The sequence below is a fragment of the Specibacter sp. AOP5-B1-6 genome (assembly GCF_052376555.1).
Lineage (GTDB): Bacteria > Actinomycetota > Actinomycetes > Actinomycetales > Micrococcaceae > Specibacter.
In genome coordinates this window covers 1-22,931 of record NZ_JBQSVT010000044.1, presented here as the reverse complement: position 1 = coordinate 22,931, position 22,931 = coordinate 1, and the positions used below count along the sequence as shown (strand labels likewise).

The 22,931-nt window shown below is 65.3% G+C and carries 17 protein-coding genes; 2 read left to right on the top strand and 15 right to left on the bottom strand.

Features of this window, described 5'->3' with window-relative positions; translation table 11 throughout:
• Positions 1 to 20 precede the first annotated feature (20 nt).
• Complete coding sequence (locus tag ACT3TS_RS16730; protein WP_444532659.1) at positions 21 to 3,356, top strand: BTAD domain-containing putative transcriptional regulator; 3,336 nt, start codon at positions 21 to 23, stop codon at positions 3,354 to 3,356.
• Positions 3,357 to 3,377: 21 nt separating this feature from the next.
• Here ACT3TS_RS16730 and ACT3TS_RS16725 read toward each other — a convergent pair whose 3' ends face one another.
• The 14 genes from ACT3TS_RS16725 to argC all read right to left on the bottom strand — a co-directional run bounded on the left by ACT3TS_RS16725 (position 3,378) and on the right by argC (position 19,732).
• Positions 3,378 to 4,196, bottom strand: a complete 819-nt coding sequence (locus tag ACT3TS_RS16725; protein WP_444532658.1) for an ABC transporter permease — start codon at positions 4,194 to 4,196, stop codon at positions 3,378 to 3,380.
• The gene (locus ACT3TS_RS16720; protein ID WP_444532657.1) at positions 4,193 to 5,203 is read right to left on the bottom strand and encodes an ATP-binding cassette domain-containing protein; all 1,011 of its coding nucleotides are present in this window, start codon (positions 5,201 to 5,203) and stop codon (positions 4,193 to 4,195) included. The genes ACT3TS_RS16725 and ACT3TS_RS16720 overlap by 4 nt, the downstream gene beginning before the upstream one ends.
• 187 nt (positions 5,204 to 5,390) lie before the next feature.
• Positions 5,391 to 5,852, bottom strand: a complete 462-nt coding sequence (locus ACT3TS_RS16715; protein WP_444532656.1) for a hypothetical protein — start codon at positions 5,850 to 5,852, stop codon at positions 5,391 to 5,393.
• Between the two features lie 211 nt (positions 5,853 to 6,063).
• Positions 6,064 to 8,379: an FdhF/YdeP family oxidoreductase gene (locus ACT3TS_RS16710; protein WP_444532655.1), complete on the bottom strand. Its 2,316-nt coding sequence runs from the start codon at positions 8,377 to 8,379 to the stop codon at positions 6,064 to 6,066.
• A gap of 231 nt (positions 8,380 to 8,610) precedes the next feature.
• Positions 8,611 to 9,639 (bottom strand): GTP 3',8-cyclase MoaA, encoded by a 1,029-nt coding sequence (gene moaA, locus ACT3TS_RS16705; protein WP_444532654.1) that lies wholly within the window; start codon positions 9,637 to 9,639, stop codon positions 8,611 to 8,613.
• Positions 9,640 to 9,751: 112 nt separating this feature from the next.
• Positions 9,752 to 10,486, bottom strand: coding sequence for a maleylpyruvate isomerase family mycothiol-dependent enzyme (locus tag ACT3TS_RS16700; RefSeq protein ID WP_444532653.1), 735 nt, complete (start codon positions 10,484 to 10,486; stop codon positions 9,752 to 9,754).
• Positions 10,487 to 10,745: 259 nt separating this feature from the next.
• Positions 10,746 to 12,161 (bottom strand): argininosuccinate lyase, encoded by a 1,416-nt coding sequence (gene argH, locus ACT3TS_RS16695; protein ID WP_444532652.1) that lies wholly within the window; start codon positions 12,159 to 12,161, stop codon positions 10,746 to 10,748.
• A gap of 2 nt (positions 12,162 to 12,163) precedes the next feature.
• Positions 12,164 to 13,369, bottom strand: coding sequence for an argininosuccinate synthase (locus ACT3TS_RS16690; protein WP_444532651.1), 1,206 nt, complete (start codon positions 13,367 to 13,369; stop codon positions 12,164 to 12,166).
• A gap of 150 nt (positions 13,370 to 13,519) precedes the next feature.
• On the bottom strand, positions 13,520 to 14,053 hold the full coding sequence (locus ACT3TS_RS16685) for an arginine repressor (RefSeq protein ID WP_444532650.1): 534 nt from the start codon (positions 14,051 to 14,053) through the stop codon (positions 13,520 to 13,522).
• A 2-nt stretch (positions 14,054 to 14,055) separates the two neighbouring features.
• A complete protein-coding gene (argF, locus tag ACT3TS_RS16680; RefSeq protein ID WP_444532649.1) occupies positions 14,056 to 15,060 on the bottom strand; it encodes an ornithine carbamoyltransferase in 1,005 nt (334 codons plus the stop codon).
• Positions 15,061 to 16,377: an acetylornithine transaminase gene (locus ACT3TS_RS16675; protein WP_444532648.1), complete on the bottom strand. Its 1,317-nt coding sequence runs from the start codon at positions 16,375 to 16,377 to the stop codon at positions 15,061 to 15,063. It lies immediately after the preceding gene.
• The gene (gene argB / locus ACT3TS_RS16670) at positions 16,377 to 17,273 is read right to left on the bottom strand and encodes an acetylglutamate kinase (protein WP_444532665.1); all 897 of its coding nucleotides are present in this window, start codon (positions 17,271 to 17,273) and stop codon (positions 16,377 to 16,379) included. Before argB ends, ACT3TS_RS16675 begins: the two co-directional genes overlap by 1 nt.
• 246 nt (positions 17,274 to 17,519) lie before the next feature.
• Complete coding sequence (gene argJ / locus ACT3TS_RS16665; RefSeq protein ID WP_444532647.1) at positions 17,520 to 18,689, bottom strand: bifunctional glutamate N-acetyltransferase/amino-acid acetyltransferase ArgJ; 1,170 nt, start codon at positions 18,687 to 18,689, stop codon at positions 17,520 to 17,522.
• Positions 18,686 to 19,732, bottom strand: coding sequence for an N-acetyl-gamma-glutamyl-phosphate reductase (gene argC / locus ACT3TS_RS16660; RefSeq protein WP_444532646.1), 1,047 nt, complete (start codon positions 19,730 to 19,732; stop codon positions 18,686 to 18,688). Before argC ends, argJ begins: the two co-directional genes overlap by 4 nt.
• A 139-nt stretch (positions 19,733 to 19,871) precedes the next feature.
• Here argC and ACT3TS_RS16655 point away from each other — a divergent pair, with 139 nt between their 5' ends.
• Positions 19,872 to 20,846, top strand: a complete 975-nt coding sequence (locus tag ACT3TS_RS16655; protein WP_444532645.1) for a quinone oxidoreductase family protein — start codon at positions 19,872 to 19,874, stop codon at positions 20,844 to 20,846.
• A 149-nt stretch (positions 20,847 to 20,995) separates the two neighbouring features.
• Here ACT3TS_RS16655 and ACT3TS_RS16650 read toward each other — a convergent pair.
• Positions 20,996 to 22,931: alpha-1,6-glucosidase domain-containing protein (locus ACT3TS_RS16650; protein ID WP_444532644.1), on the bottom strand; the 1,936-nt coding region annotated here is incomplete at its 5' end.

Sequence of the window (22,931 nt, the reverse complement as noted above, 5' to 3'; positions counted from 1 at the left end):
GTGCGGGTAGCATCAATGAAGTGAATTCCGTTGGCACCCCCGGGCCCGAGCTGCGTATCTATGGCGGCGTCCTGCTCAGAAACTCACCGTTGCCGGGACCACGTGCCAAGGCCGTGATCCTGGCACTGGCGCTGGCCCGCGGCCGGTCGCTCAGCACGGCGGTCCTGATTGATGAGGTCTGGGGCCTGGATGCACCGGCCGGTGCCACGACGGCGCTGCACACCATGGTCTCGCGCATCCGGACCAGCCACTGGCAGGGTCTGATCACCTCCGCCGACGCCGGCTATGCCCTGAGCGTGGCGCCGGCAGAAATCGACTACTGGGCAGTGGACTCCCTTCTCGCCTCGGCGCGTGCTGCGCTGGGGCAACCCGAACGTGCCCTGGCGCTGCTGGACACCGCAGCCAGCCTGAGCTCCGGTGATGCCGCCGCGGGAACGGCAGCCTCGCCAGTCCTGGCGGATTTCCGGCATCGTGCTGAACAACAACGTGCCGCGATTGCGCGCCTGCAGGCCCAGACGCTGGCCGCCAACGGCGACCACGAGGCAGCCGCAGACATGCTGGGCACCTTGTCGGACGCGGCACCGCTGGATGAAACCGTGCAATTGGAGTACCTCACTGCCCTTCATGCCAGCGGCCGTTCCGCTGCTGCATTGTCGGCCTATGACACGTTTCGCCGCAGGCTCCGCCACGAACTGGGCACCAGCCCCGCGCCCGCGTTGACCCGGTTGCATGCCCTGCTGCTGCAAACACCGTCCGACGCCGGGAACCCACCTGCCGTTTCCGCCCCAACACTTGTCGAACCCGCGCCCACCCGGCCTGCCCACCAGTCCTTTGGCTTGCGGGCCGCCCCCAACGAACTCCTTGGCCGTGCCGGCGATGTTGCTGCCATTGAGGGGCTCATGCGCACCGGACGGCTGACAACCATTCTGGGCATTGGCGGCCTGGGCAAGACCCGCGTGGCCCAGGAACTGGCCAACAGAAGCGCTGCACGAGGCACGCCATCGGTGTTGGTTGTTGAGCTGGCCGGCATCCGGACCCCGGAGGACCTATGGCTGTCCCTGGCCGACGCCGCCGGCATACAGGAGGCCCGGGCGGTGCGGGCGCTTCAGGACAAGCGGCCGGTTGTGGATCCGCGCAACCGGACGCTGGCCCGCCTCGCCGAACAAACCACGCTGCTCGTCATGGACAACTGCGAACATTTGATTGACCCCGCAGCCGAGGCCGTTGCCGACATACTGGCCAAGTGCCCGGGCGTCTCTGTGCTCGCCACCAGCCGTTCGCCCTTGAGCATTGCCGGCGAACGAATCCACCAGCTTTCGCCGCTGGCCACCGACGGCAGCTCGGGCACACCGGCTCCAGCCGCCGTCGAACTTTTCCTTGAACGCGCTCTTGCCGCACGCCCCGGCGCCACCCTGGACGGCACTGTTGTGCGCAGGTTGTGCCGCGCCCTTGACGGGCTGCCGCTGGCCATCGAGCTGGCTGCTGCACGGGTGAGGCTCATGAGTGTCGAGGACATTGAACGCAGGCTCACACACCGGTTCGAGTTGTTGGTCAACACTGACCGCACCGCGCCGGACAGGCACAGGACCCTGACTGCCGTGATCGGGTGGAGTTGGGAGCTGCTGACCGGGAACGAGCGGGCGGTGGCGCGCAGGCTGGCCCACTTCCCCAGCGGCTTTTCCCTCGCGGCGGCACTGGCCACGGTGGGCAGGATTCCCGATTCCACCGGTCAGATGCTCGCGGATACGGACATTGAGGGCGGCCTGGAAGCCTTGATCAACCAGTCGCTGGTCTTGGCGGAGGACGATCCGGGCACTGGACTGGTTCGCTTCAGGATGCTTGAAACGGTGCGGGAATATGCCGCGCTCCGGCTTGGACAGTCCGGCGAAAACACGCAGGCGGAACGGGCCATGGTCGGGTGGGCCGTGGCTTTCGCCCAGCATGCCCTCGCCAACAGCAGCGGGGTGCACCAGTTGGAGACCATCCGGCACGTCACGGCCGAACAGGAAAACCTGCTCCACGCCCTGCGCAAAGCTTTGGCCGCGACAGAACAGGACCCCGAAAGTTCCGCCAAGGCTGTTTTTGCCATCTTCGGCATCCTGGCCAACTACTGGTCCCCACGGGGCATGCACGGTGAGGTCTTTGTCTTTGCCGCACCCATTCTGGATGCCACCACAGCCTATCGGCCCGACCCGGAGACGGCGGACGCGGCAGTGTTTTCGCTCAGCGTCATCTGTATGACAACCATGATTTTCAGCCTGCGGCAGGGTGCCGCCGCCAGGGTGCGCATCGGCAGGATCGTGCGCTCGGGGATCCATCTTTCGCCCCTGACCGATGCCATGGCCCGGCTGCTTCTTGCCGCCGGCAACGAGTCCAGGGCCATGGCCTTGATGGCACGGCTGCGCCACGACCGGCACGACGACGTTGCCGCCCTGGCACTGCTGCTCAGCGGACTGTGGGCGGAGAACAACGGACGGCCGCATGACGCCATCGACTTCGCGGAGCGGTCTTTTGCCTTGTCCGAAAAGCTGCAGGACACCTGGTCCTCCGGCTCGGCCGCCGACCTTGCCGCGCAGCTCTACAGCCAAAGCGGGAACCCGAGCCAGGGTCTGCGGTGGGCCGGGCGGGCCATTGAGCGCATGGCCCTGGTGGGGGCTGAACCCGACATCCGCAACGCCACCCTCATGGTCGCCTTGAACCATGCGGCCCTGGGCGAGGCGGGTCCTGCCCAGCAGGCCCTGGACCAGGTCAATTCGATGCCGCACGACGGGGAATCCCAATCTGAGCTGCCCATGCTGACCACTGCCGCTGCGGCCGAGATCGCCTTCGCCGGCAACCAGGACGAGGAGGGGCTCAGGCTCTACCGGACGTTGGGACGGCCAACCGTGAGCCGGCGCAGTGAGGGGCCCGTGGGCCTGATTCTGGCCGCCGCGCAGCTCTGTGCCGAGCTGCTGTACAACCCCGACGTCGCAACCAGCACCGACGCTGCCGGCGCGGCGAAGCGACTGCGCATTGCCGGCATAGTCTCGCTGCGACACTCGGGCTTGTGGGTTGACCAGCCGGTGCACGGCAGTGCCGCCCTGGCCGTGGGCGCCTGGCATGCGACTCTGGCCGAACCGGGAAGTGCCCGTGCCGCCGTCGGACTTGAGCTGATGGCGCTGGCGGAGGTAATGGCCGGCAGACAGGATGAAGCCGTGCTGCTCCGCCGTCGGCACACCCCTGCGGCCTCACGGCGGCATGGGCAGGGAGCCCTGGACGCAGCAAAGCGTTCGGTGGCCGGCCTGGCAACGAACCAGGCACAAGCCGCCGAACGCTTGTTGAAACTGTATTCCAGCCCCGTGCTGCGCGGTGTTTAGCGTGCGGGAGGGCCGGGACGGTCAGGCTTTGCGCATATAGGCGCGCACGGTCAGTGGAGCAAAGACGGCCACGATGACAAGCGCCCCGACCACGGCCCATACGGCCGCCATGCCGATCTGGCCGGTGTTGGCAAGCTCGCGCACGGCCGTGACCACGTGTGAGACCGGGTTGACGTTGGCGAACGCGCGCAGCCAGGAAGGCAGGCTGTCGGCGGGGACGAACGCGTTTGAGAGGAACGTCAGCGGGAACAAAATAATCATGCTCATGCCCTGAACGCTTGAGGCGCTGCGGGCGATGACGCCGAAGAACGCCCAGATCCAGCTCACCGACCAGGCACAGAACATGACCAGCAGGCCGGCAAGGACGACGGCGCCAAGCCCGCCTGCCGGGTGGTAGCCCATGACCCAGCCGGTGGCGAAGGTCAAGGTGATGGCAATTGCGTAGCGCAGGGTGTCGGTCAGCAAAGCACCGGCCAACGGGGCGATGCGGGCGATGGGCAGGGACTTGAACCTGTCGAACACCCCCTTGTCCATGTCTTCGCGCAGTTGCACGCCGGTCACCATGGAGGTGGTGATGACGGTCTGGACAAGGATGCCAGGAATCATCAACGGCAGGTACTCCTGCACATTGCCGGCGATGGCGCCGCCAAAGATGTACGCAAACATGAGCGTGAACAGGATGGGTTGGACGGTGACGTCCACCAGCTGCTCGGGGGTGCGCCGGATTTTCAAGAGGCCGCGCCAGGCCATGGTGAGCGTGTTTTCCAGGATTTGCTTCGGCCCCACGTAGTTGCGCAGGGAGCCGGAATTGTTCAGTAGTGCCGGGGTTACTGTGCTCATCGCGCGGTCTCCAATTCAGATGTTGGGGCATTTGTGCCGGTAGTGTCGGCGCCGGTGTCGTGGCCGGTCAGGGTCAGGAACACCTCGTCGAGCGTCGGTTGCTGGACGGAAATTTCCGCCACGGGGATGCCGTCCCGGCGCAGTGCCACCAGCAGGTCGGTGACAAGGTCCGCGCGTTGCATGGGTGCGCTCAGACGCGCGGCTTCGGGGGAAACTGCCGATTCAACACCAAGGGTCGTCCGGATCAGTTCGCGTGCGGCCGGGACGTCGGCGGTGTTGCTCAGTCGCAGCTGCAGGGCGGCAATGCCCACCGACTGTTTGAGTTCGTCTGTGGTTCCTTCGGCCACCACTCGGCCCTTGTCGATGACCGCTACACGGTCAGCCAGTTGGTCGGCCTCGTCCAGCATTTGTGTGGTGAGCAGCACCGTGGAGCCTGCTGCAACAAGGCGCCGGATGGTTCCCCACATTTGGCTGCGGGTTCGCGGGTCAAGTCCGGTGGTGGGTTCGTCCAGGAAAATCAGCGGCGGCTGGGCGATCAAGCTTGCGGCCAGATCCAGCCGGCGGCGCATGCCACCGGAGAAGTTTTTCAACGGCCGTTTCGCTGCATCTGTCAGGCCAAACTCCTCCAGCAGCTCCGCCGCCTTCAGCTTGGGCGCCGGGCCGCGCAGGCCCAGGAGCTTGGAGAACAAGACAAGATTCTCGGTGGCGCTCAGGTTTTCATCGACCGAGGCGTACTGGCCGGTGACGCCGATGAGCTGGCGGACAATCTGCGCCTCGGAACGGACATCGAAGCCAAAGATCTTGGCTTCCCCCGCATCGGGGCGCAGGAGTGTGGCCAGCATGGAGATGGTGGTGGTCTTGCCGGCGCCGTTGGGTCCCAGCACGCCGTAGACGGTGCCGGTTTTGACGGCGAGGTCCACGCCGTCGACGGCACGATTGCTGCCAAAAAGTTTGACCAGACCGTGGGCCTCGATGGCCAAGTCGGTGGGTCGGGTTGTCGATACCATGATCGGTTCCTTTGTTGTTCAAGGTTTCCGTGCTTCTTGGTATCAAGTTTTCACGCCCCCGCTTACAGCCGGCTTACGTGGGCCTTACATGGAAAATGGTTTCAGGTGTGCGGAGTAAGGTGCTTTGCGGCTCCGGGGGCCGGGCCGCCGGCGGCGTGGGCAGCACCGGCGGTCCTGCCGGGGAATGCTACAGCGGCAGTGTCATGCCCAAGGAGAAGTTCAGGCCCGTGGCGAACGTGAGGTACATCAGCCAAAGCCCGGTGACCAGGTGCCAGAAGCCGAGGGCCCGCTCACCCCAGGCCTGGCCGATGCTGTGGAAGAAGTCGCTGATGTAGATCTGTGTCAGTCCGCAGAAAAGCAGGCCAACGGGCCAGTCGCCCGCGTTGAAGAACACAACCAGGCCCAGGACCGAGATGACGGTGAACGCGACGGACATGCCCGCGTTCGGTCGCGGATCGCTGCCCTGCCAGCGGTTGTAGCCCAGCGCGAACCAGTGGATGCCGTACGCCGAGAAGGCGAGTGCTGCCATGTACAGCGGCGGGTCCTTGAACACCTGGAACCACGTCATGCCGACAAAGAGGATGAGTCCGGTGACGAGCTGGCAGAGGCCCGGGAGCCAGATGCCCCACACACCCGTCGACTTGTCCACGGATTCATTCCGCTTGGGCCAGTGGAACAATTCCTCGGGACCGTAGATCAAATATCCCGTTCCCAAACCAAAAAACCCAGTGCCAGCGGTGCAAACGCCGATGATGCAAAGATCAAGTTCATTGCCCTACTCCTTTGATTTACTGAAAAGCCAGTGACGTTTCAGAAAGGTTCATAGGCATGCACTTCCTCAGTCCCCCAAATGGGTTGCCTCAAGGAACGGCGGCGTAGGCGGGCACGGGTGCCTGCTCCAAACGTACGACGACGGACTTGGACACCGGGGTGTTGCTCCCGTCCGCCGTGGCATCGAGGGAGACAAGGACGTTTGCTTCGGGGAAGTATGCGGCGACGCAGCCGCGTGCGGTGGGGTAGCTGATGATCCGCTGTCCTCGCAGGACCCTGTCGATGCCATCCGGGGATTCGCTGTGGATGTCCACGTAGCTGCCGTCGGCAATGCCCAGCCCGGCCAGGTCGTCCGGGTTCACGAACAGCACGTGCCGGCCCTTCTTCACCCCGCGGTACCTGTCATTGAGGGTGTACATGGTGGTGTTGAACTGGTCATGGGCGCGCACGGTTTGCAGCAGCAGCCTGCCCTCGGGAACTTCCACCGTCTCGATTTCACTGACGGTGAAGATCGCCTTGCCGGAGGGTGTGGGGAACGTGCGGCTGTCCCGCGGCGGGTGGGGCAGGACGAATCCGCCGGGGCGCCGGACCTTGGTGTTGTAGTCCTCGCACCCCTTGCACACGCGGCCGATGTGCTCGCGGATGGTGTCGTAGTCGGCCTCAAAACCGGCCCAGTCGATGGGGTGGCCGCTGCCGAGCACGGCACGCGCCAGCCGGCTGACAATGGCCATCTCGGACAGCAGGTTCGGCCCCACCGGCTCCACTTTCCCGTGGGAGGCGTGCACGGCGCACACGGTGTCTTCCACCGTGACAAACTGCTCCCCGGAAGCCTGCCGGTCAATTTCGGTCCGGCCCATGGTGGGCAGGATCAAGGCCTGCTCCCCCACAAACGCGTGCGAACGGTTCAGCTTGGTGGACACCTGCACCGAGAGTTTCAGCTTTTGCAGGGCGGCCTCGGCGACGGCGGTGTCGGAGATGGCGCCGACAAGGTTTCCACCCATGGCGAAGAGTACCTTGAGCGTGCCGTCGCGCATGGCCCGGATGCTTTGCACGGCATCCACCCCGTTCTCCCGGGGCGGGTTGAAATCGAATTCCTTCTCCAGCGCGTCCAGGAACGCCGGCGGCATCTGCTCCCAGATGCCCATGGTCCGGTCCCCTTGGACGTTGCTGTGTCCGCGGATGGGTGAGGGCCCGGCGCCGGGCTTGCCGATGTTGCCGCGCAGCAGGAGCAGGTTGATGATTTCCTTGATGGTGGGCACGGCCCGCTTGTGCTGGGTCAGGCCCATCGCCCAGGTGACGATGACCTTGTCGGCCTTCAGGTAGCGGGCGGCGAGCTCGTCAATTTCGGCTGTCCGCAGGCCGGTGGCAGCAAGCACGGCTGCGTCGTCAACGTCCTCGATGTGGGCCTGATAGTCTGCCAGGCCCTGGCAGCTCGCCTCCAGGAAAGCATGGTCCAGCACTGCGCCCGGTGCGGCCGCCTCGGCTGCGAATACCCGCTTGGCAACGGCCTGCATGAGCGCCATGTCGCCAGCCAGCCGGATCTGCAGGAACTGGTCGGCCAGGTCCGTGCCCTTGCCCACCAGGCCACGGGGTTTCTGCGGGTTCTTGAAGTTGATCAGCCCGGCCTCGGGCAGTGGGTTGACGGCGACGATGGACGCGCCGGCCTGCTTCGCCTCTTCCAGCGCCGTCAGCATGCGCGGGTGGCAGGTGCCGGGGTTTTGACCCATGATGATGATCAGGTCCGACTTGGCAAAGTCTTCATAGGAGACGGCGCACTTGCCCACTCCAATGGTCTCCCCCATGGCCAGCCCTGTGGATTCATGGCACATGTTGGAGCAGTCCGGCAGGTTGTTGGTGCCGAAGGCCCGGGCAAACAGCTGGTACTGGAAGGCGGTTTCATTGCTGGTGCGGCCGCTGGTATAAAAGGCGGCCTCATCCGGGGAATCGAGGCTGTTGAGTTCCCGGGCCACGATCCGAAACGCGTTGTCCCAGCTGATCGGCTGGTAGTGGTCGGAGCCGGCTGGTTTGTAGACCGGGTCGACAAGCCGGCCCCGCTGGCCCAGCCAGTATTCGCTGCGGTCCCGCATGGAGGAAACCGAGTTGGCCTCCCAGAAGTCCTGCGGCACGGTCAGCAGCCCCGCCTCCCAGGTGACGGCCTTCGCGCCGTTCTCACAGAATTCGGCGGTCTTGCGGTCCGGCGGATCCGGCCAGGCGCAGCTCATGCAGTCAAAGCCGTCTTTTTGGTTCATGGCCAGCAGGGTTTTGGCGGCACGGGCCGGCCCCATGGCGGCGACCGCCTGGGGCAGGGAATCGGTCAGGCTTTTGAGTCCCACCGCCGACCGCAGGGGGCGGCTGACTTTCATGTCGGCGTCTGAGTCATTCTGGACCGGGGGCTTGCTGCTCATGGCACACGCAACCTTCTGTTGGAAGAATGAGCTCTCCGGGATGAAGGGTGGAAGCCGGTCATACCGGTTCCACGCACGGCCTTGTGCAAGTTCCCCCCAACAACCCGCACGCCGACCGGCATGGAATTGGCTGGTGTCTCCGGTCTATCACCGACCGTTGACAAAGGCAACGAACTTTACTGGTGATGCAACTCACATGCGTGTTGTTTTGGGCCGCAGCCCACGGGAACGTCAGCCGCCGATGTACGACATTTCAATCTTCCTCATGCCCGGCGTCTTGGCGCTGCGCAGTTCCGAGTACCTGTCCGTCCGAGCACCCCACAGGGCGGCCAGCGCATTGGCCAGCTCGTCGTCGGTGGCGCCGCCGCGCAACAGTTCCCGCAGGTCGGTGCCCTTGGTGGCGAACAGGCAGGTGAACAGCTTGCCGTCGGCGGAGAGCCGGGCCCGCGTGCAGCCCCCGCAGAATGCCCGGGTGACGCTGGAAATGGCGCCAATCTCGCCGGCACCATCGACGTACCGCCAGCGCTGAGCGGTTTCGCCGGGGTAGTTGGCCTCCACCGGCTCCACGGGAAACACCGCATTGATCCGGGCCATCACCTCCGTGGAGGGCACCACCTGGCCCATCTCCCACCCGTTGGAGGATCCCACGTCCATGTATTCAATGAAGCGCAGGATGAATCCCGTGCCGCGGAAATGCCGGGCCATCTCGACAATGCTGTGATCGTTCAGCCCGCGCTTGACCACCATGTTGACCTTCACCGGGCCCAGGCCGGCGGACTGGGCGGCGTCGATCGCGTGCAGGACTTTCGCCACGGGGTAGGCGACGTCGTTCATGGCCTGGAAGACGGCGTCGTCCATGGAATCCAGCGACACCGTGACCCGGTCCAGGCCGGCGGCCTTGAGCGCCTCCGCCTTCTGTGCGAGGACGGAGCCGTTGGTGGTCATGGCAAGGTCTGGCGGTTCGCCCTCGGGGGTCCGGAGCGCGGCGAGCATGCCGATGAGGTCCTCGATGCCACGGCGCAGCAGCGGTTCACCACCGGTCAGCCGGATTTTGCGCACACCGTGGTCCATGGCGATCCGGGCGAGGGTGGTGATTTCCTCGAAGGTGAGCAACTGGTCGTGGGGCATGAACACGAAGTCGCGGCCGAAAATTTCCTTGGGCATGCAGTAGACGCAACGGAAGTTGCAGCGGTCCGTGACGGAAATTCGCAGGTCCCGCAACGGGCGCTGCAGCTTGTCGGTCAACAAGGGGGCAGCCATGGTTCAACCTCCAACGCGGGCCGGGCCTTGGCCAGCCCCTGTCTTCCACTTTAGGCCTGCCCGGCGCCGGCGTCGAGGGGTGGGCCCGCCGGTGCGGCGCCCCGAAAAACTGCTACTTCGCGGCGAACGCCGACGGCCAGGGCAACAGCACTGGCAACTCCACAGAATCCGCGGCGGCTTCGGCCCGCAGGCTGCCCATGGTGGGGGTGCGGCCCGACAGCCACGCCGCGATGTCCGTGAGCATCCCCTGAATGGATACGGCGCTCTCGCCCGAGCCCATCGTCATCGGCGGCAGGGCCAGCGGCAGCAGCTTCAGGTGGATGTCCCCGGGCACGCGGGCCGACAGGAACTCGATCAGGTACAGGCAGAACTCCTTGGACCAGGTCTCGGGCCCGCGGCCCAGTTGCAGGTCGGCCAGGTGGATGACAAGCTCGCGCCAGTACGCCAGCGCACCATCGCGCACCACGCCGTCGCGGTAACTGATGGGCAGGTCCCACTGTGCGTCATCGAGCCCGTCGAGGACACTCAGCGCACGGGTGAATGCGGCCGAAATGTAGTCCCGGTGCTCTTGGGCGGTGTGCCCGGCATTCATCTCGATTGCCTGTGTCCGGGCGCCCTGGCCGCCGTCGTAAAACTCGATCAGCTCCCCGCGCAGGGCATACTCGACCTGCCTGGCCACGGCGTTGGAAACATGCGCGATATGCGCCATAACATGCCCGCGGGTCCAGCCGGGCAGATCGGTGGGGACCAGGACGTCGGCGTCGCTGAGGCCCCCCAGTTTTGCGCTTACATTGTCCGCTGCAGCCTTGAGCCGGTCCACCAGCTGCGCGTTTGAAATATCAGTCATGCCCCCAGCCTAACGGTCGAGGGGCCCGCCGCGAGCTTGCGAGGGGTGGGAGACCGTTGGGCGCTAACGGTCGAGGGGCCCGCCGCGAGCTTGCGAGGGGTGGGAGACCGTTGGGCGCTAACGGTCGAGGGGCCCGCCGCGAGCTTGCGAGGGGTGGGAGACCGTTGGGCGCTGGAACAGGAAATGCCCGCATCCATCCAGGATGCGGGCATTTCCTGTCAGCTGCCTTGGCCAGGTGCCAAGGGAAGCACGACGCCGGTCAGGCCAGGAGGGCGCGAACCTCGCCGAGCTGCCCCTCAAGGGCAGCCAGCTGCGCCAGCACTGCGGCTGGTGCGGTGCCGCCCTGCGCACTGCGGCTGTTCAGCGAGCCGTTGGTGCTCAGCACGGTGCGGACCTCCGGGGTGAGGTGCGCCGAGATGCCGGCGTACTCCCCGTCTGTCAGGTCCCACAACTCCACGCCGCGAGCCTCGGCAACCTTGACGGCCGCGCCCGAAAGCTCGTGGGCGTCACGGAACGGCACGCCCTGGCGGACAAGCCATTCTGCGATGTCGGTTGCCAGCGCGAAGCCCTGCGGGGCAAGAGCTTCCATCCGCTCGGTGTTGAACACCAGTGTTGCCATCATGCCGGAGACTGCCGGCAGCAGCAGCTCAAGGGTGTCGGCCGCGTCAAAAACCGGCTCCTTGTCTTCCTGCAGATCCCTGTTGTACGCCAACGGCAGGCCCTTCAGTGTTGCCAACAGCCCGGTCAAATCGCCAATCAAGCGACCCGCCTTGCCGCGGGCAAGCTCTGCCACGTCGGGGTTTTTCTTCTGCGGCATGATCGAGGACCCGGTGGAGTAGGAATCGTGGAGCTTCACGAAGGAGAACTCCTTGGTGGCCCACAGGATGACTTCCTCGGAGATCCGTGACAGGTCGACGCCAATCATGGCGCAAACCCAAGCGAACTCGGCGAAAACGTCACGTGAAGCAGTCCCGTCAATCGAGTTCCACGCAGCCGAGTCAAAGCCAAGATCCCCCGCGACGGCGTTCGGGTCAAGCCCCAGCGACGAACCCGCCAGTGCGCCTGAACCATACGGCGAAACAGCCGCACGCTTGTCCCAATCAACCAGACGCTGCACGTCCCGCAGCAGCGCCCAGGCATGCGCCAGCAGGTGGTGGCTGAGCAGCACCGGCTGGGCATGCTGGAGGTGCGTGCGCCCGGGCATGGCAACACCGTGATGTGCCTTGGCCTGCTCCACCAGGGCATCAACGACGGAAAGCACCCCCCCGGCAATGATCTTCGCGTGGTCGCGCAGGTACATGCGCCCCAGCGTGGCGACCTGGTCGTTGCGTGACCGGCCGGCACGGAGCTTGCCGCCCAATGCCGTTCCGGCCCGCTCGATCAAGCCGCGCTCCAACGATCCGTGCACGTCCTCATCGGATTCGGACGGACCGTAGGCGCCGGATTTCACATCCGCTTCAAGCTCATCCAGGGCCTTCAGCATGCCCTCAAGCTCTGATGCGTCAAGCAGGCCCGCCGTGTTCAGGACACGGGCATGTGCCTTTGAACCGGCAATGTCGTACAGGGCCAGACGCCAGTCAAAGTGCGTTGACTTGCTCAGTGCGGCAAGGGCATCTGCGGGGCCGCCTTGAAAGCGGCCACCCCACAGTGCACCCTCATTTGTTCCGTGGCTCATGGTTACAGGCCCAGGACGCGCTGGTCGCGCGTTGAGGCAACCTTCGAGGACATGCCCCACAGCTCGATGAAGCCCTTGGCCTGTGACTGGTCGAACGTGTCGCCGGTGTCGTAGGTTGCCAGGTCAAAGTCGTACAGGGATGTCTCTGAGCGGCGGCCGTTGACGATGGCCTGGCCACCGTGCAGGGTCAGGCGGATGTCGCCGTTGACGTGCTGCTGGGTGTCTTCGATGAAGGCGTCAAGTGAACGCTTCAGCGGTGAGAACCACTGGCCGTCGTAGACCAGCTCGGCCCAGCGCTGGCCGACCGTCGCCTTGAAACGTGCCTGCTCGCGCTCGATGGTGATGTCCTCGAGGTGCTTGTGCGCTGTCATCAGCACCATGGCACCGGGTGCTTCGTAAATTTCACGGCTCTTGATGCCAACAAGGCGGTCCTCGACGACGTCGATGCGGCCCACACCCTGGGCGCCGCCGCGGCGGTTCAGTTCCTGGATTGCCTGCAGCGGGGTGACCTTCACGCCGTCAATGGCGACGGGGATGCCCTTGCTGAAGGAAATGACAACCTCGTCGGGTGCCGGCGGGAATTCCGGGGTGGCCGTGTAGTCGTAGATGTCCTTGGTGGGGGCATTCCAGATGTCTTCGAGGTAGCCGGTTTCAACCGCGCGACCCCAAACATTCTGGTCAATCGAGTACGGGTTCTTCTTCGTGGTCTCGATGGGCAGGTTGTGGGACTCTGCGTAAATGATGGCCTTGTCGCGGGTCAGGGCCAGGTCGCGGACCGGGGCAATGCACTTCAGGTCCGGGCCGAGGGTCTGGATGCCGACCTCAAAGCGGACCTGGTCGTTGCCCTTGCCGGTGCAGCCGTGGGCCACAGTGGTGGCACCAAATTCCCGTGCGGCCTTGACCAGGTGCTTGACGATCACGGGGCGGGAGATGGCCGAGACCAGCGGGTAGTGGCCCTGGTACAGCGCGTTGGCCTGCAGCGTCGGCATGGCGTACTCGTTGGCAAACTCGTCGCGGGCGTCAGCAACATACGCCTCGACGGCGCCACAGCCCAGGGCTCGCTGGCGGATGTCCTCCAGGGACTCGCCGCCCTGTCCCACGTCGACAGCCACGGCGATAACTTCTGCACCGGTGGCTTCGCCGATCCAGCCAATGGCAACGGAGGTGTCGAGGCCACCGGAGTAGGCCAATACAATGCGATCAGTCACGTTCTGTCTCCCTAATGTTGAAAACTCGTCAGATGCAAAAGACCGTCGGAGTGTATTTTCACGTTACTTGAAATCATAATGCATGATTATGCATTCTTGCTAAAATATATCCATCCCGCCGCCGGCCGTGTCCCCCACCCTAAAGCCGAACTAGGCCCCGGAGCTTGATTCAGCGGCAAATTGCAGGAACCTGTCCGCAACAGCTTCCCCGCCCAGCGCGTCCCGGCTGATGACCATGACGGTGTCATCCCCGGCAATGGTGCCAAGAATGGACGGCATGACTGAATGGTCAATGGCCAGGGCCAGGAAGTTGGCAGCGCCCGGCGGGGTTCGCAGCACGGCAATGTTCCCTGAGGCCTCGGCCGTCACCAGCAGCTCCCCGCACAAACGGACCAGGCGCGTGTCAAGCAACTCCTGCGAGGAGACCGAATGCACGCTGCGGTCCCCGCCTTCGCGCGGCAGGGCATAGATCAAGCCGCCGTCCTTGCCCCGCACCCGCACGGCCCGCAGCTCCACCAGGTCCCGAGACAGCGTCGCCTGCCCCACCACGAGGCCGTCGTCGGCCAGCAAAGATGCCAGCTCTGCTTGGGAGCGCACGGCCCGGCTGTTCAGCAGGGCCTGCACCCGGGCTTGCCGGGCGGTCTTGGTGGCCGGCATGCCGGCGGGAATGGAGGACTTGGCCATGGCTACGCGCCAGTCCCGCGGTTGGCGGCGCCGGCAGCGGAAGCCGCGGCAGCACCGGCGTCGGACTTCTCCGCCGACTTCTCAACCAGCCACACCATGAGCGCCTTCTGGGCGTGCAGGCGGTTCTCGGCCTCGTCCCAGACCACCGACTGCGGGCCGTCAATGACGGAAGCCGAGATCTCGTAGCCGCGGTAGGCGGGCAGGCAGTGCAGGACGATGGCGTCAGGGGCGGCCTGGGCGAGCGCGGCGTCGTCGAGCGCGTACTCGGTGAAGAGCTCCAGGCGCTGGGCTTTTTCCTCCTCCTGGCCCATGGAAACCCACGTGTCGGTGACGAGGACGTCGGCGCCGGCAACGGCCTCGGCAACATCCGTGGTGATGAGCACCGAGCCGCCGGTCTGGGCTGCGCGTTCCTGCGCGGCCCGCACGACGGCGTCCGCCGGCAGATGCCCGGCAGGCCCGGTGATGCGCACGTGCATGCCTGCCGTGACGCCGGCGAGCAGGTAGGAGTTGGCCATGTTGTTGGCGGAATCCCCCATGTACGTCATGGTCAGCCCGGCCAGTTCGCCCTTGTGCTCCTTGATGGTGAGCAGGTCCGCGAGCAGCTGACAGGGGTGGTAGTCATCGGAGAGTGCGTTGATGACAGGAACCTTGGAGTTGGCCGCCATTTCCTCCAGCCCGGCCTGGCCGTAGGTGCGCCACACGATGGTGGAGACCATGCGCTCAAGCACCTTGGCGGTGTCGGAAACGGATTCCTTGTGGCCAATCTGCGCCTCGCCCGGGTTGATGATCAGCGGGTTGCCGCCCAGTGCTGCAACGCCGGCGGCAAAGGAAACCCTGGTGCGGGTGGAGGTCTTGTCAAAGATCACCGCGACTGTCTGGGACCCCGAGCCGTCGCCGGCAAAAGTGTTCTTCGAGTAGGGCGCTTTTTTGAGCTGTGCGGCCAGCTCCAGGACTTCCGCCTGTTCGGCCGGGCTGAGGTCGGTGTCGACGAGAAAGTGGCGTGTCATCTAAGAGCTCTTTTCGTTTGTTGCGGCGACGCTATGGGCGGCGGAGGCCGCGGCGATCAATGCGGGCAATGCAGAAATGAAGGACCGGGCCTGCTCGGGCGTCAGGTTCAGCGGCGGTGCCAGGCGAACGGTGTTGGGGCGCGGCGCGTTGACGATGAAGCCAGCCTCCAGAGCCGCACTGACAATGCCGGCGGCAATGTCCTTGTCGAGGTCAAAGCCAATCAGGAGGCCGAAAGCGCGCACGTCGGTCACGCCGTCGACCTTGGCCAGGCCCTCGGCGAAGAGGGAACTGACGGAACGCACATTGGCCAGGACGTCCTGGGACTCCAGGACGTGCAGGGTGGCCAGCGCCGCGGCCGTGGCCACGGGGTTCCCGCCAAAGGTGGTGCCGTGCTGGCCGGCGCTGAGCAGCTGCGACGAGCCCTCGCCAAAGGTGATGATGGCGCCGATGGGGAAGCCGCCGCCGAGGCCCTTGGCCAGGGTCATCGCATCGGGCGTGATGCCTGCGTCGATGCCGGCAAACCAGCTGCCGGTGCGGCCAACGCCTGTCTGAACTTCGTCAAGGATCAGCAAAACTCCATGTTCCCGCGTCAGTTCCCGGGCGGCCTGCAGGTATTCGGCCGAGAGCGGCCGGACGCCGGCCTCGCCCTGGATGGGTTCGATGACAAGGGCCGCGACGGTGTCGTCCACGGCAGCGCGCAGGGCGTCAATGTCGTTGAAGGGAATGTGGCGCACGCCTGCGGGCATGGGCTCAAACGGTTCGCGGTAGGCCTGCTTGGCGGTCATGGCCAGAGCGCCCATGGTGCGGCCGTGGAAGCCGCCCTCCAGGGCAAGGATGGTGGGGCGTTCCTTGCCACCGTGGGCACGGGCCAGCTTGAAGGCCGCCTCGTTCGCTTCGGTGCCGGAGTTGGCGAAGAACACCTTGGAGCCCTTGGGCGCCTCGGCCAGTTCCAGCAGCTTCTCGGCCAGGGCAATCTGTGTGGGGCTCGTGAAGAAGTTGGATACATGCCCCAACGTTGACAACTGGCTGGCGATCACCGAGGTGACGAAGGGGTGGGCATGGCCCAGCGCATTGACGGCGATGCCGCCGAGCAGGTCAAGGTATTCCTTGCCGTCGGCGTCCCAGACAAGGGCACCGGCACCGCGCACCAGAACCCGTTGCGGACTGCCAAAGACACCCATCAGGGAATCCTTGTAGCGGGCCAGCCACTGCTCACTGGTGCCGGTCCCTGTGACGGCTGCGGCGTTCGCGTTGGACAGCTCTGCCTGTGCCAAGTCTGCGTGGGACTGCTCTGTAGGTTCGTTGTGTTCAGTCATTAGTTTTCATCCTCGTCGGGGAAGATTTGGGTTCCATTGCCCTCAAAAGTCATCAGCTCCAGCAGCACCGAGTGCGCACTGCGCCCGTCGACGACGGCGGCACGGGCCACTCCGCCGTCAACCGCGGCCAGGCAGGCACCCATCTTGGGAATCATGCCCGATTCCAGCTCCGGCAACATGGCGCGCAGGGCCCCGGCACCGATCTCGCTGAGCAGCGAGGACTTGTCCGGCCAGTTGGCGTAGAGGCCCTCGACGTCGGTCAGGATCACCAGCCGCGAAGCCGCCAGTGCGACGGCCAGGGCCGCAGCCGCGGTGTCGGCGTTGACGTTCAGCACGGTTGAGGCGTCCCCGACTTCCGGGGCCACGGTGGAGATTACGGGGATCCGGCCGGCCTCAAGCAGGTCAAGGATGGCGCCGGGGTTCACGCCGACCACCTCGCCAACCAGCCCCAGATCCACCGGCAGGCCGTCAACAACGGTGCCGGTGCGTTCGGCCTGCAGCAGGGCTCCGTCCTCACCGGAAAGTCCGACGGCGTACGGGCCGTGTTCGTTGATCAAGCCCACGAGCTCGCGGCCGACCTGGCCCGTCAGGACCATGCGGACCACGTCCATGGCCTCCGGCGTGGTGACGCGCAGCCCGCCCTTGAACTCGCTTTGAATGTCCAGGCGCTTGAGCATGGCGTTGATCTGGGGCCCGCCACCGTGCACCACCACCGGTTTGATCCCCACGTGGTGCATGAACACGATGTCTTCGGCGAAGGCACGGCGCAGCTCATCGTTGATCATGGCGTTCCCGCCATATTTGACCACCACCACGGTGCCGGCAAACTGCTGAATCCATGGCAGCGCCTCAATCAGCGTGCCGGCCTTGTCCTGGGCGGTTTCCACCGAAGTCATCATGAAATTCCTTAGTCCTGTTAATTGCACCGAAGCGTCCCGACTCTCGCAAGCGCCCAAAGCTGACTGGCAGAGCCAGCCCCTGGTCCCGGAGCGAGGATGGATTTTGCAGGCTGGGCCCACGACCGCGAGGGTCCCGCTTCGAGCTTGCGAGAAGCGGGAGCGGTCGGGGAGGAACGAGCCGGAAAATCTTACTGCCCGAGAGGGATTAGGGGCTGGCGCAGCCGGCCTGAGCGGTGAGGACGCTTACGACGAGTAGGCGCTGTTTTCTTCGACGTAGGCGTGCGTCAAGTCGTTCGTCCAGATCGTTGCTGTGGCAAGGCCCGCGTTGAGGTCGATCTCGACGCTGACTTCACGCGGTGCCAGGTCCACCAGGTCGCGGGAGTCGCCTATGCAGCCGTTGCGGCAGATCTGGACGCCGTTGATGCTGACGTTGATCTTGTCGGGGTCGAAGACGGCGTCGGTGGTCCCCACGGCTGCCAGGACGCGGCCCCAGTTGGGGTCGTTGCCGAAGATGGCTGCCTTGAACAAGTTTGACCGGGCCACTGAGCGGGAGACGATTTCAGCGTCGCGTTCGCTGTCCGCATGTTTGGTGGTGATGGCGATGTCGTGGCTGGCTCCTTCGGCGTCGGCGATCAGTGCCCTGGCCAGGGTCGCGCAGACCTGGGTGAGCCCGTTGGTGAATTCCTCCATGTCGGGGAACGTTGTTGAGGCTCCGGAGGCCATGAGCAGCACGGTGTCGTTGGTCGACATGCAGCCGTCGGAGTCCGCCCGGTTGAAGGTGACGCGCACGGCGTCGTGCAGGGCGGCGTCGAGCCCCTCCACCTCAACTCCTGCGTCGGTTGTGATGACGACCAGCATGGTGGCCAGGCCGGGGGCCAGCATGCCCGCGCCCTTGGCCATGCCGCCAATAGTGTAGCTGAGGCCGTCCGCGTTGACCGGCGAGGTCCAGAGCGCCTCCTTGGAGACACTGTCGGTGGTCATGATCGCGGTGGCGGCGGCAGCTCCGCCGTCGTCGGTCAGGACAGCGGCGGCGGCTTCAACGCCGGGCAGGATCTTGTCCATGGGCAGCTGCTCGCCAATCAGGCCGGTGGAGCACACCGCAATGTCGGTGGCGGAAAGGCCCAGGACGGCGGCAACCTTTTCGGCCGTGGCGTGCGTGTTTTGGAAGCCTTCCGGACCGGTGCAGGCATTGGCACCGCCGGAATTAAGCACGACGGCGTCGACCCGGCCATCGCTGAGCACCTGCCGCGACCAGTGGATGGGCGCCGCTGCCACGCGGTTGGAGGTGAAGACTGCGGCGGCATTTCGCTGCGGACCGTCGTTGACAACGAGGGCCAGGTCGGCGTTGCCTGAGGATTTCAATCCGGCAGTAACGCCAGCGGCCCGGAAGCCCAGTGGTGTGGTCACGCTCATGGTGCTACTCCTTGTAACGTCAGGCCTGTGGTTTCGGGCAGGCCGAGGGCGATGTTCATTGACTGTACCGCTCCGCCCGCCGTGCCCTTGGTGAGATTGTCGATGGCGCAGCAAACAATGACGCGGTTGACGTGGGCGTCGTACGCGATTTGCAGGGCGGCATAGTTGGATCCCTGCACGGATTTGGTGGAAGGCCACTGCCCTTCGGGAAGCACATGCACAAAGGGCTCCTCAGCGTAGGCGTCCTCCCAAATTTCCCGCAGCGCCGCCGCGGGGTCGGCCAGCGCGGCAAAGTCGGCCGAAACCTTGGCCGTGGCCGTGGTGAGGATGCCGCGGCTCATGGGAGCCAGCGTGGGAGTGAAGGAAACCTTCACGTCCAGGCCCGAGGCGTTGGACAGCCCCTGCTCGATTTCGGGGGTGTGTCGGTGCCCGCCACCCACGCCGTAGGGGCTCATGGACCCGATGACTTCGGAGCCAATGAGTTTCACTTTCGCGGCCTTGCCTGCGCCGGAGGTGCCGGACGCGGCGACGATCACGACGTCGTCGGGCAGCAGGGCGTTGGCGGCGAAGCCCGGCATCAAGGCCAGCAGGGAGCTTGTGGGGTAGCAGCCGGGGACGGCAATGCGCTTGGAGCCGCGGATCTTCTCGCGGTGGCCGGGCAGTTCGGGCAGGCCGTAAGGCCACGTTCCCGCGTGCTCGGAACCGTAGAACTTTTCCCAGGCGGCGGCATCTTCCAGGCGGTGGTCGGCGCCGGCGTCGATTACCAGCGTGTCGGCCGGCAGCTGCGCGGCAATGGCGGCGGAGGCCCCGTGCGGCAGTGCCAGGAAGACGACGTCGTGCCCGGAAAGGTTGTCCACCGTGGTGTCGACCAGGACGCGGTCGGCGAAAGCGTGCAGGTGGGGCGCCAGGGATCCGAGGCGTTCGCCCGCGTTGCTGTGGGCCGTGATGGCCCCGATGGTCACGTTGGGGTGGCTGGCCAGCAGGCGCAGCACTTCTCCCCCGGCATATCCGCTGGCACCGGAGACGGCTACTGAAATTGTCATAACTCAACCATACAGCAGAACTATTCATAGTCACCGATATTTATGCATATTGTCGGAATTAATGTGAGTTGCACGTCCTATGATGAACTTGTGGGATTCGCTCCCGCCGTACGCATCAGCAACCGATTTGGAGTTCATCATGACCGAGTTCTGCAACGCCATTGTCGCCACCGCCCCGGGCGGACCCGACGTTTTGAAACTTGCACAGGTTCCCATGCCCGTTCCGGGCCCCGGGGAACTGCTGGTCAAAATTGCCGCCGTCGGTGTGAATTTCATTGAAAGCTACCAGCGCGACGGCACCTACACCGTGCCGTTCCCCTTCACCCCCGGAGCCGAGGCCGCAGGAAAAGTGGTGGCTGTTGGGCCCGGCGTGACGTCCTTTTCAGCCGGTGACCGCGTTGCCACGGCAGAAGGCATTGGTTGCTATGCCGAGTATGCAATTTTTCCGGCCGACAAGGCCCTGCCGGTGCCGTCCAGCGTTCCGCTCGACGTGGCCGCCGCGCTCCCCCTGCAGGGCATGACGGCGCACTACCTGATGAACTCGGCCTACCATGTTGAGCCCGGACAGACGGTCCTGCTGCACGCCGGGGCGGGCGGCGTGGGCCTGCTGCTGACGCAGATGCTGAAGGACCGCGAGGCCCGCGTCATCACCACCGTCTCCACCGAGGAAAAGGAGGAGCTGTCCCGCGTTGCCGGCGCCGACGAGGTGCTGCGCTATGGCAACTTTGCCGAGCAGGTCCGTGAACTCACCGACGGCGAGGGTGTGGATGTGGTGTACGACGGCGTCGGCAAGGACACGTTTGACGGCTCGCTGGCATCATTGCGCACCAGGGGCACCCTGGTCCTCTTTGGCGGCGCCTCCGGCCAGGTGCCGCCGCTTGACCTGCAGCGGTTGAACAGCGGCGGCTCCTTGTTTGTCACCCGGCCCACGCTGGCCCACTACCTGCTCAATGCCAAGGAACGCCTCTGGCGGTCAACCGAGGTTTTCAACGCCGCAGCCTCCGGCAAGCTGGCTGCCCGGATCGGGTCCCGCTTCCCGCTGGCCGACGCCGGCGCGGCTCACAGGGCACTTCAGGGCAGGGTCACCACGGGCAAGGTCATCCTGGAACCGTAGCCGGTTGGCAGGACCAGACCGCCGGGCGGGCTTCGCGGCTTCCACCCGGCTGTACATCGATTAACGCCTTCGGGCGGGCACGGAATGAATTCCGTGCCCGCCCGAAGTTTTTTGTTGCTGCTGTTGAAGAGCTTGTGCGGCCGTTGACGTTAGTGGCCCGACTTCCGTCTGCGGGCCACCATGAACACCGCCATCCCGGCCATCAGCATCAGGGCGGCGATCCCACCCAACATCATGTTGGTGGCGCCGGTGCCGGCAAGGTTGTCCTTGTCCACCGCCGGCGGGCCCGCGGCTGCATCGCTGCCGGAAGGTCCGTTCACGGCAGCTGCGTCCGGCGCGGCGGGGCTGCCTGGCACGGCCGAGGTGCCCGGCGCGGCCGAGGTGCCCGGCGCGGCAGGGCTGCCAGGCTCTGCCGAGGGAGTGTCCGTCGCCGGCGTCTCCGTTGCCGGGACACTCGGGTCGGTGCCGGTTCCGGGGTCGGTGCCGGGATCGGGGTTCCCGGGTTCGGTTGGCTTATCGGCCGTCGCGTTCACAAGAACGGCGACAGTGCGTGCGGGGATGCTGACGGTTCCGCTCGTGGCATCCCAGCCCGTCTGCTTGACCACGGGGTCGAGCCCGTCCAACTGCACCGGCGAGAGTGCGTAATCGCGGCCGGCGAGGGCACCGACCGTCTGGCTGGCGGATTCGGGACCGGCATTGAAGACAATGAGGGCGCCATCAAGTGCCGGGTCCGCGTCTTCGCCCACAAGGTCGTCGATGCTCATGACGATGACTCCGGGTGCTGCCTCGGTCCCACTGCCCGGGAACGACACCTTTTGCGAGATCAGTTCGGCGGAACCCAGACGCAGCAGGTCGATTGAGGAACGCAGGCGCAGCAGGTCCAGTGCTCCGGCTTCCGCGGCCGAGATGTCGGCAGGCTGGGGCTTGTTGGCCGCATCCTCCAACAAGGGCTTCATCGAGGACCAGTGGTCTCCGTTGTCTGCCTTCGGCGGCAGTCCGGAGCCAAAGGTTGACTCCTGGCCCGTCCAGTCAATGCGGTTGAACCAGTCACCGGAGTTGTAGCTGTTGCGGTCCAATGACTTGGAGCGCAGCAGCTCTGTTCCGGCATGCCAGAACGACGGCGTCTGGGCCAGTGTTGCGGTCGCCAGCGACAGGGTGTTCATGCGTACGCGGTCGGCCATCGGCGTGTCGGCAGGCAGCTTGAGCATGCCGATGTCGAAGAGCGTCTCGTTGTCGTGGGCGTCCACATAGCTGATGATTTCATCGGGTTGGCTGGCATAGCCGGCAGGCGAACCCCGGTAGTCGAGTTCGGAGCCTTTCGCCACGGTGCCGTCGGAGGCGGTCAGGCTGTACTCGCTGAGATTTCCGGCCAGGCCGAGTTTGACCAGGTCTGTCTGGTGTTGGAGCTTGGCAAGTGCCTGCTCCGGTGTTCCGTTGATTTCCGAACCGTTGGGGTCGGTGGCCAGGCCGGTGCCGAATCCTTGTTGGAACTTGGTTTCACCTGCCACCGGACTGCCGCCGTGCACGGCATCGCGCAGCCGGTCACTGAACGTGCCAATCGATGTTCCGGCCAGTTGGCCCTGGCTGGCCTGCTCAAAGAGTGCGTTGTCGGCGACCTCCCCGAAGTTCCAGCCTTCGCCGTACAGCAGGACAGATTTTCCGTCGACGCCGTCCTTCTCGAGGGTCAGCTCGTCGAGGGCCGCACGCACTGCCAGCATGTTCGCCTTGGAGTGGTGCCCCATGAGGTCGAAGCGGAACCCGTCAACCTTGTATTCACGGGCCCAGAGAACCACTGAGTCGACCATGAGCTTTTCGGCGGCCTTGTGCTCAGTTGCCACGTTCTCACAGCATGTGGAGGTTTCAACCTTGCCGTCGGCGTTGAGCCGCTGGTAGTAGCCGGGAACCAGCTTGTCCAGCACCGAGGTGTCGGCCTGCCCTGATGCCGCCGTGTGGTTGTACACCTGGTCAAGCACCACCTGCAGCCCGGTTGAGTGGAGGGCACCGACCATTTCACGGAATTCGGCGACGCGGGCGCCGCCCTCCGGGTCAACGGCATAGGAACCTTCGGGCGCCTGGAAATGGAGC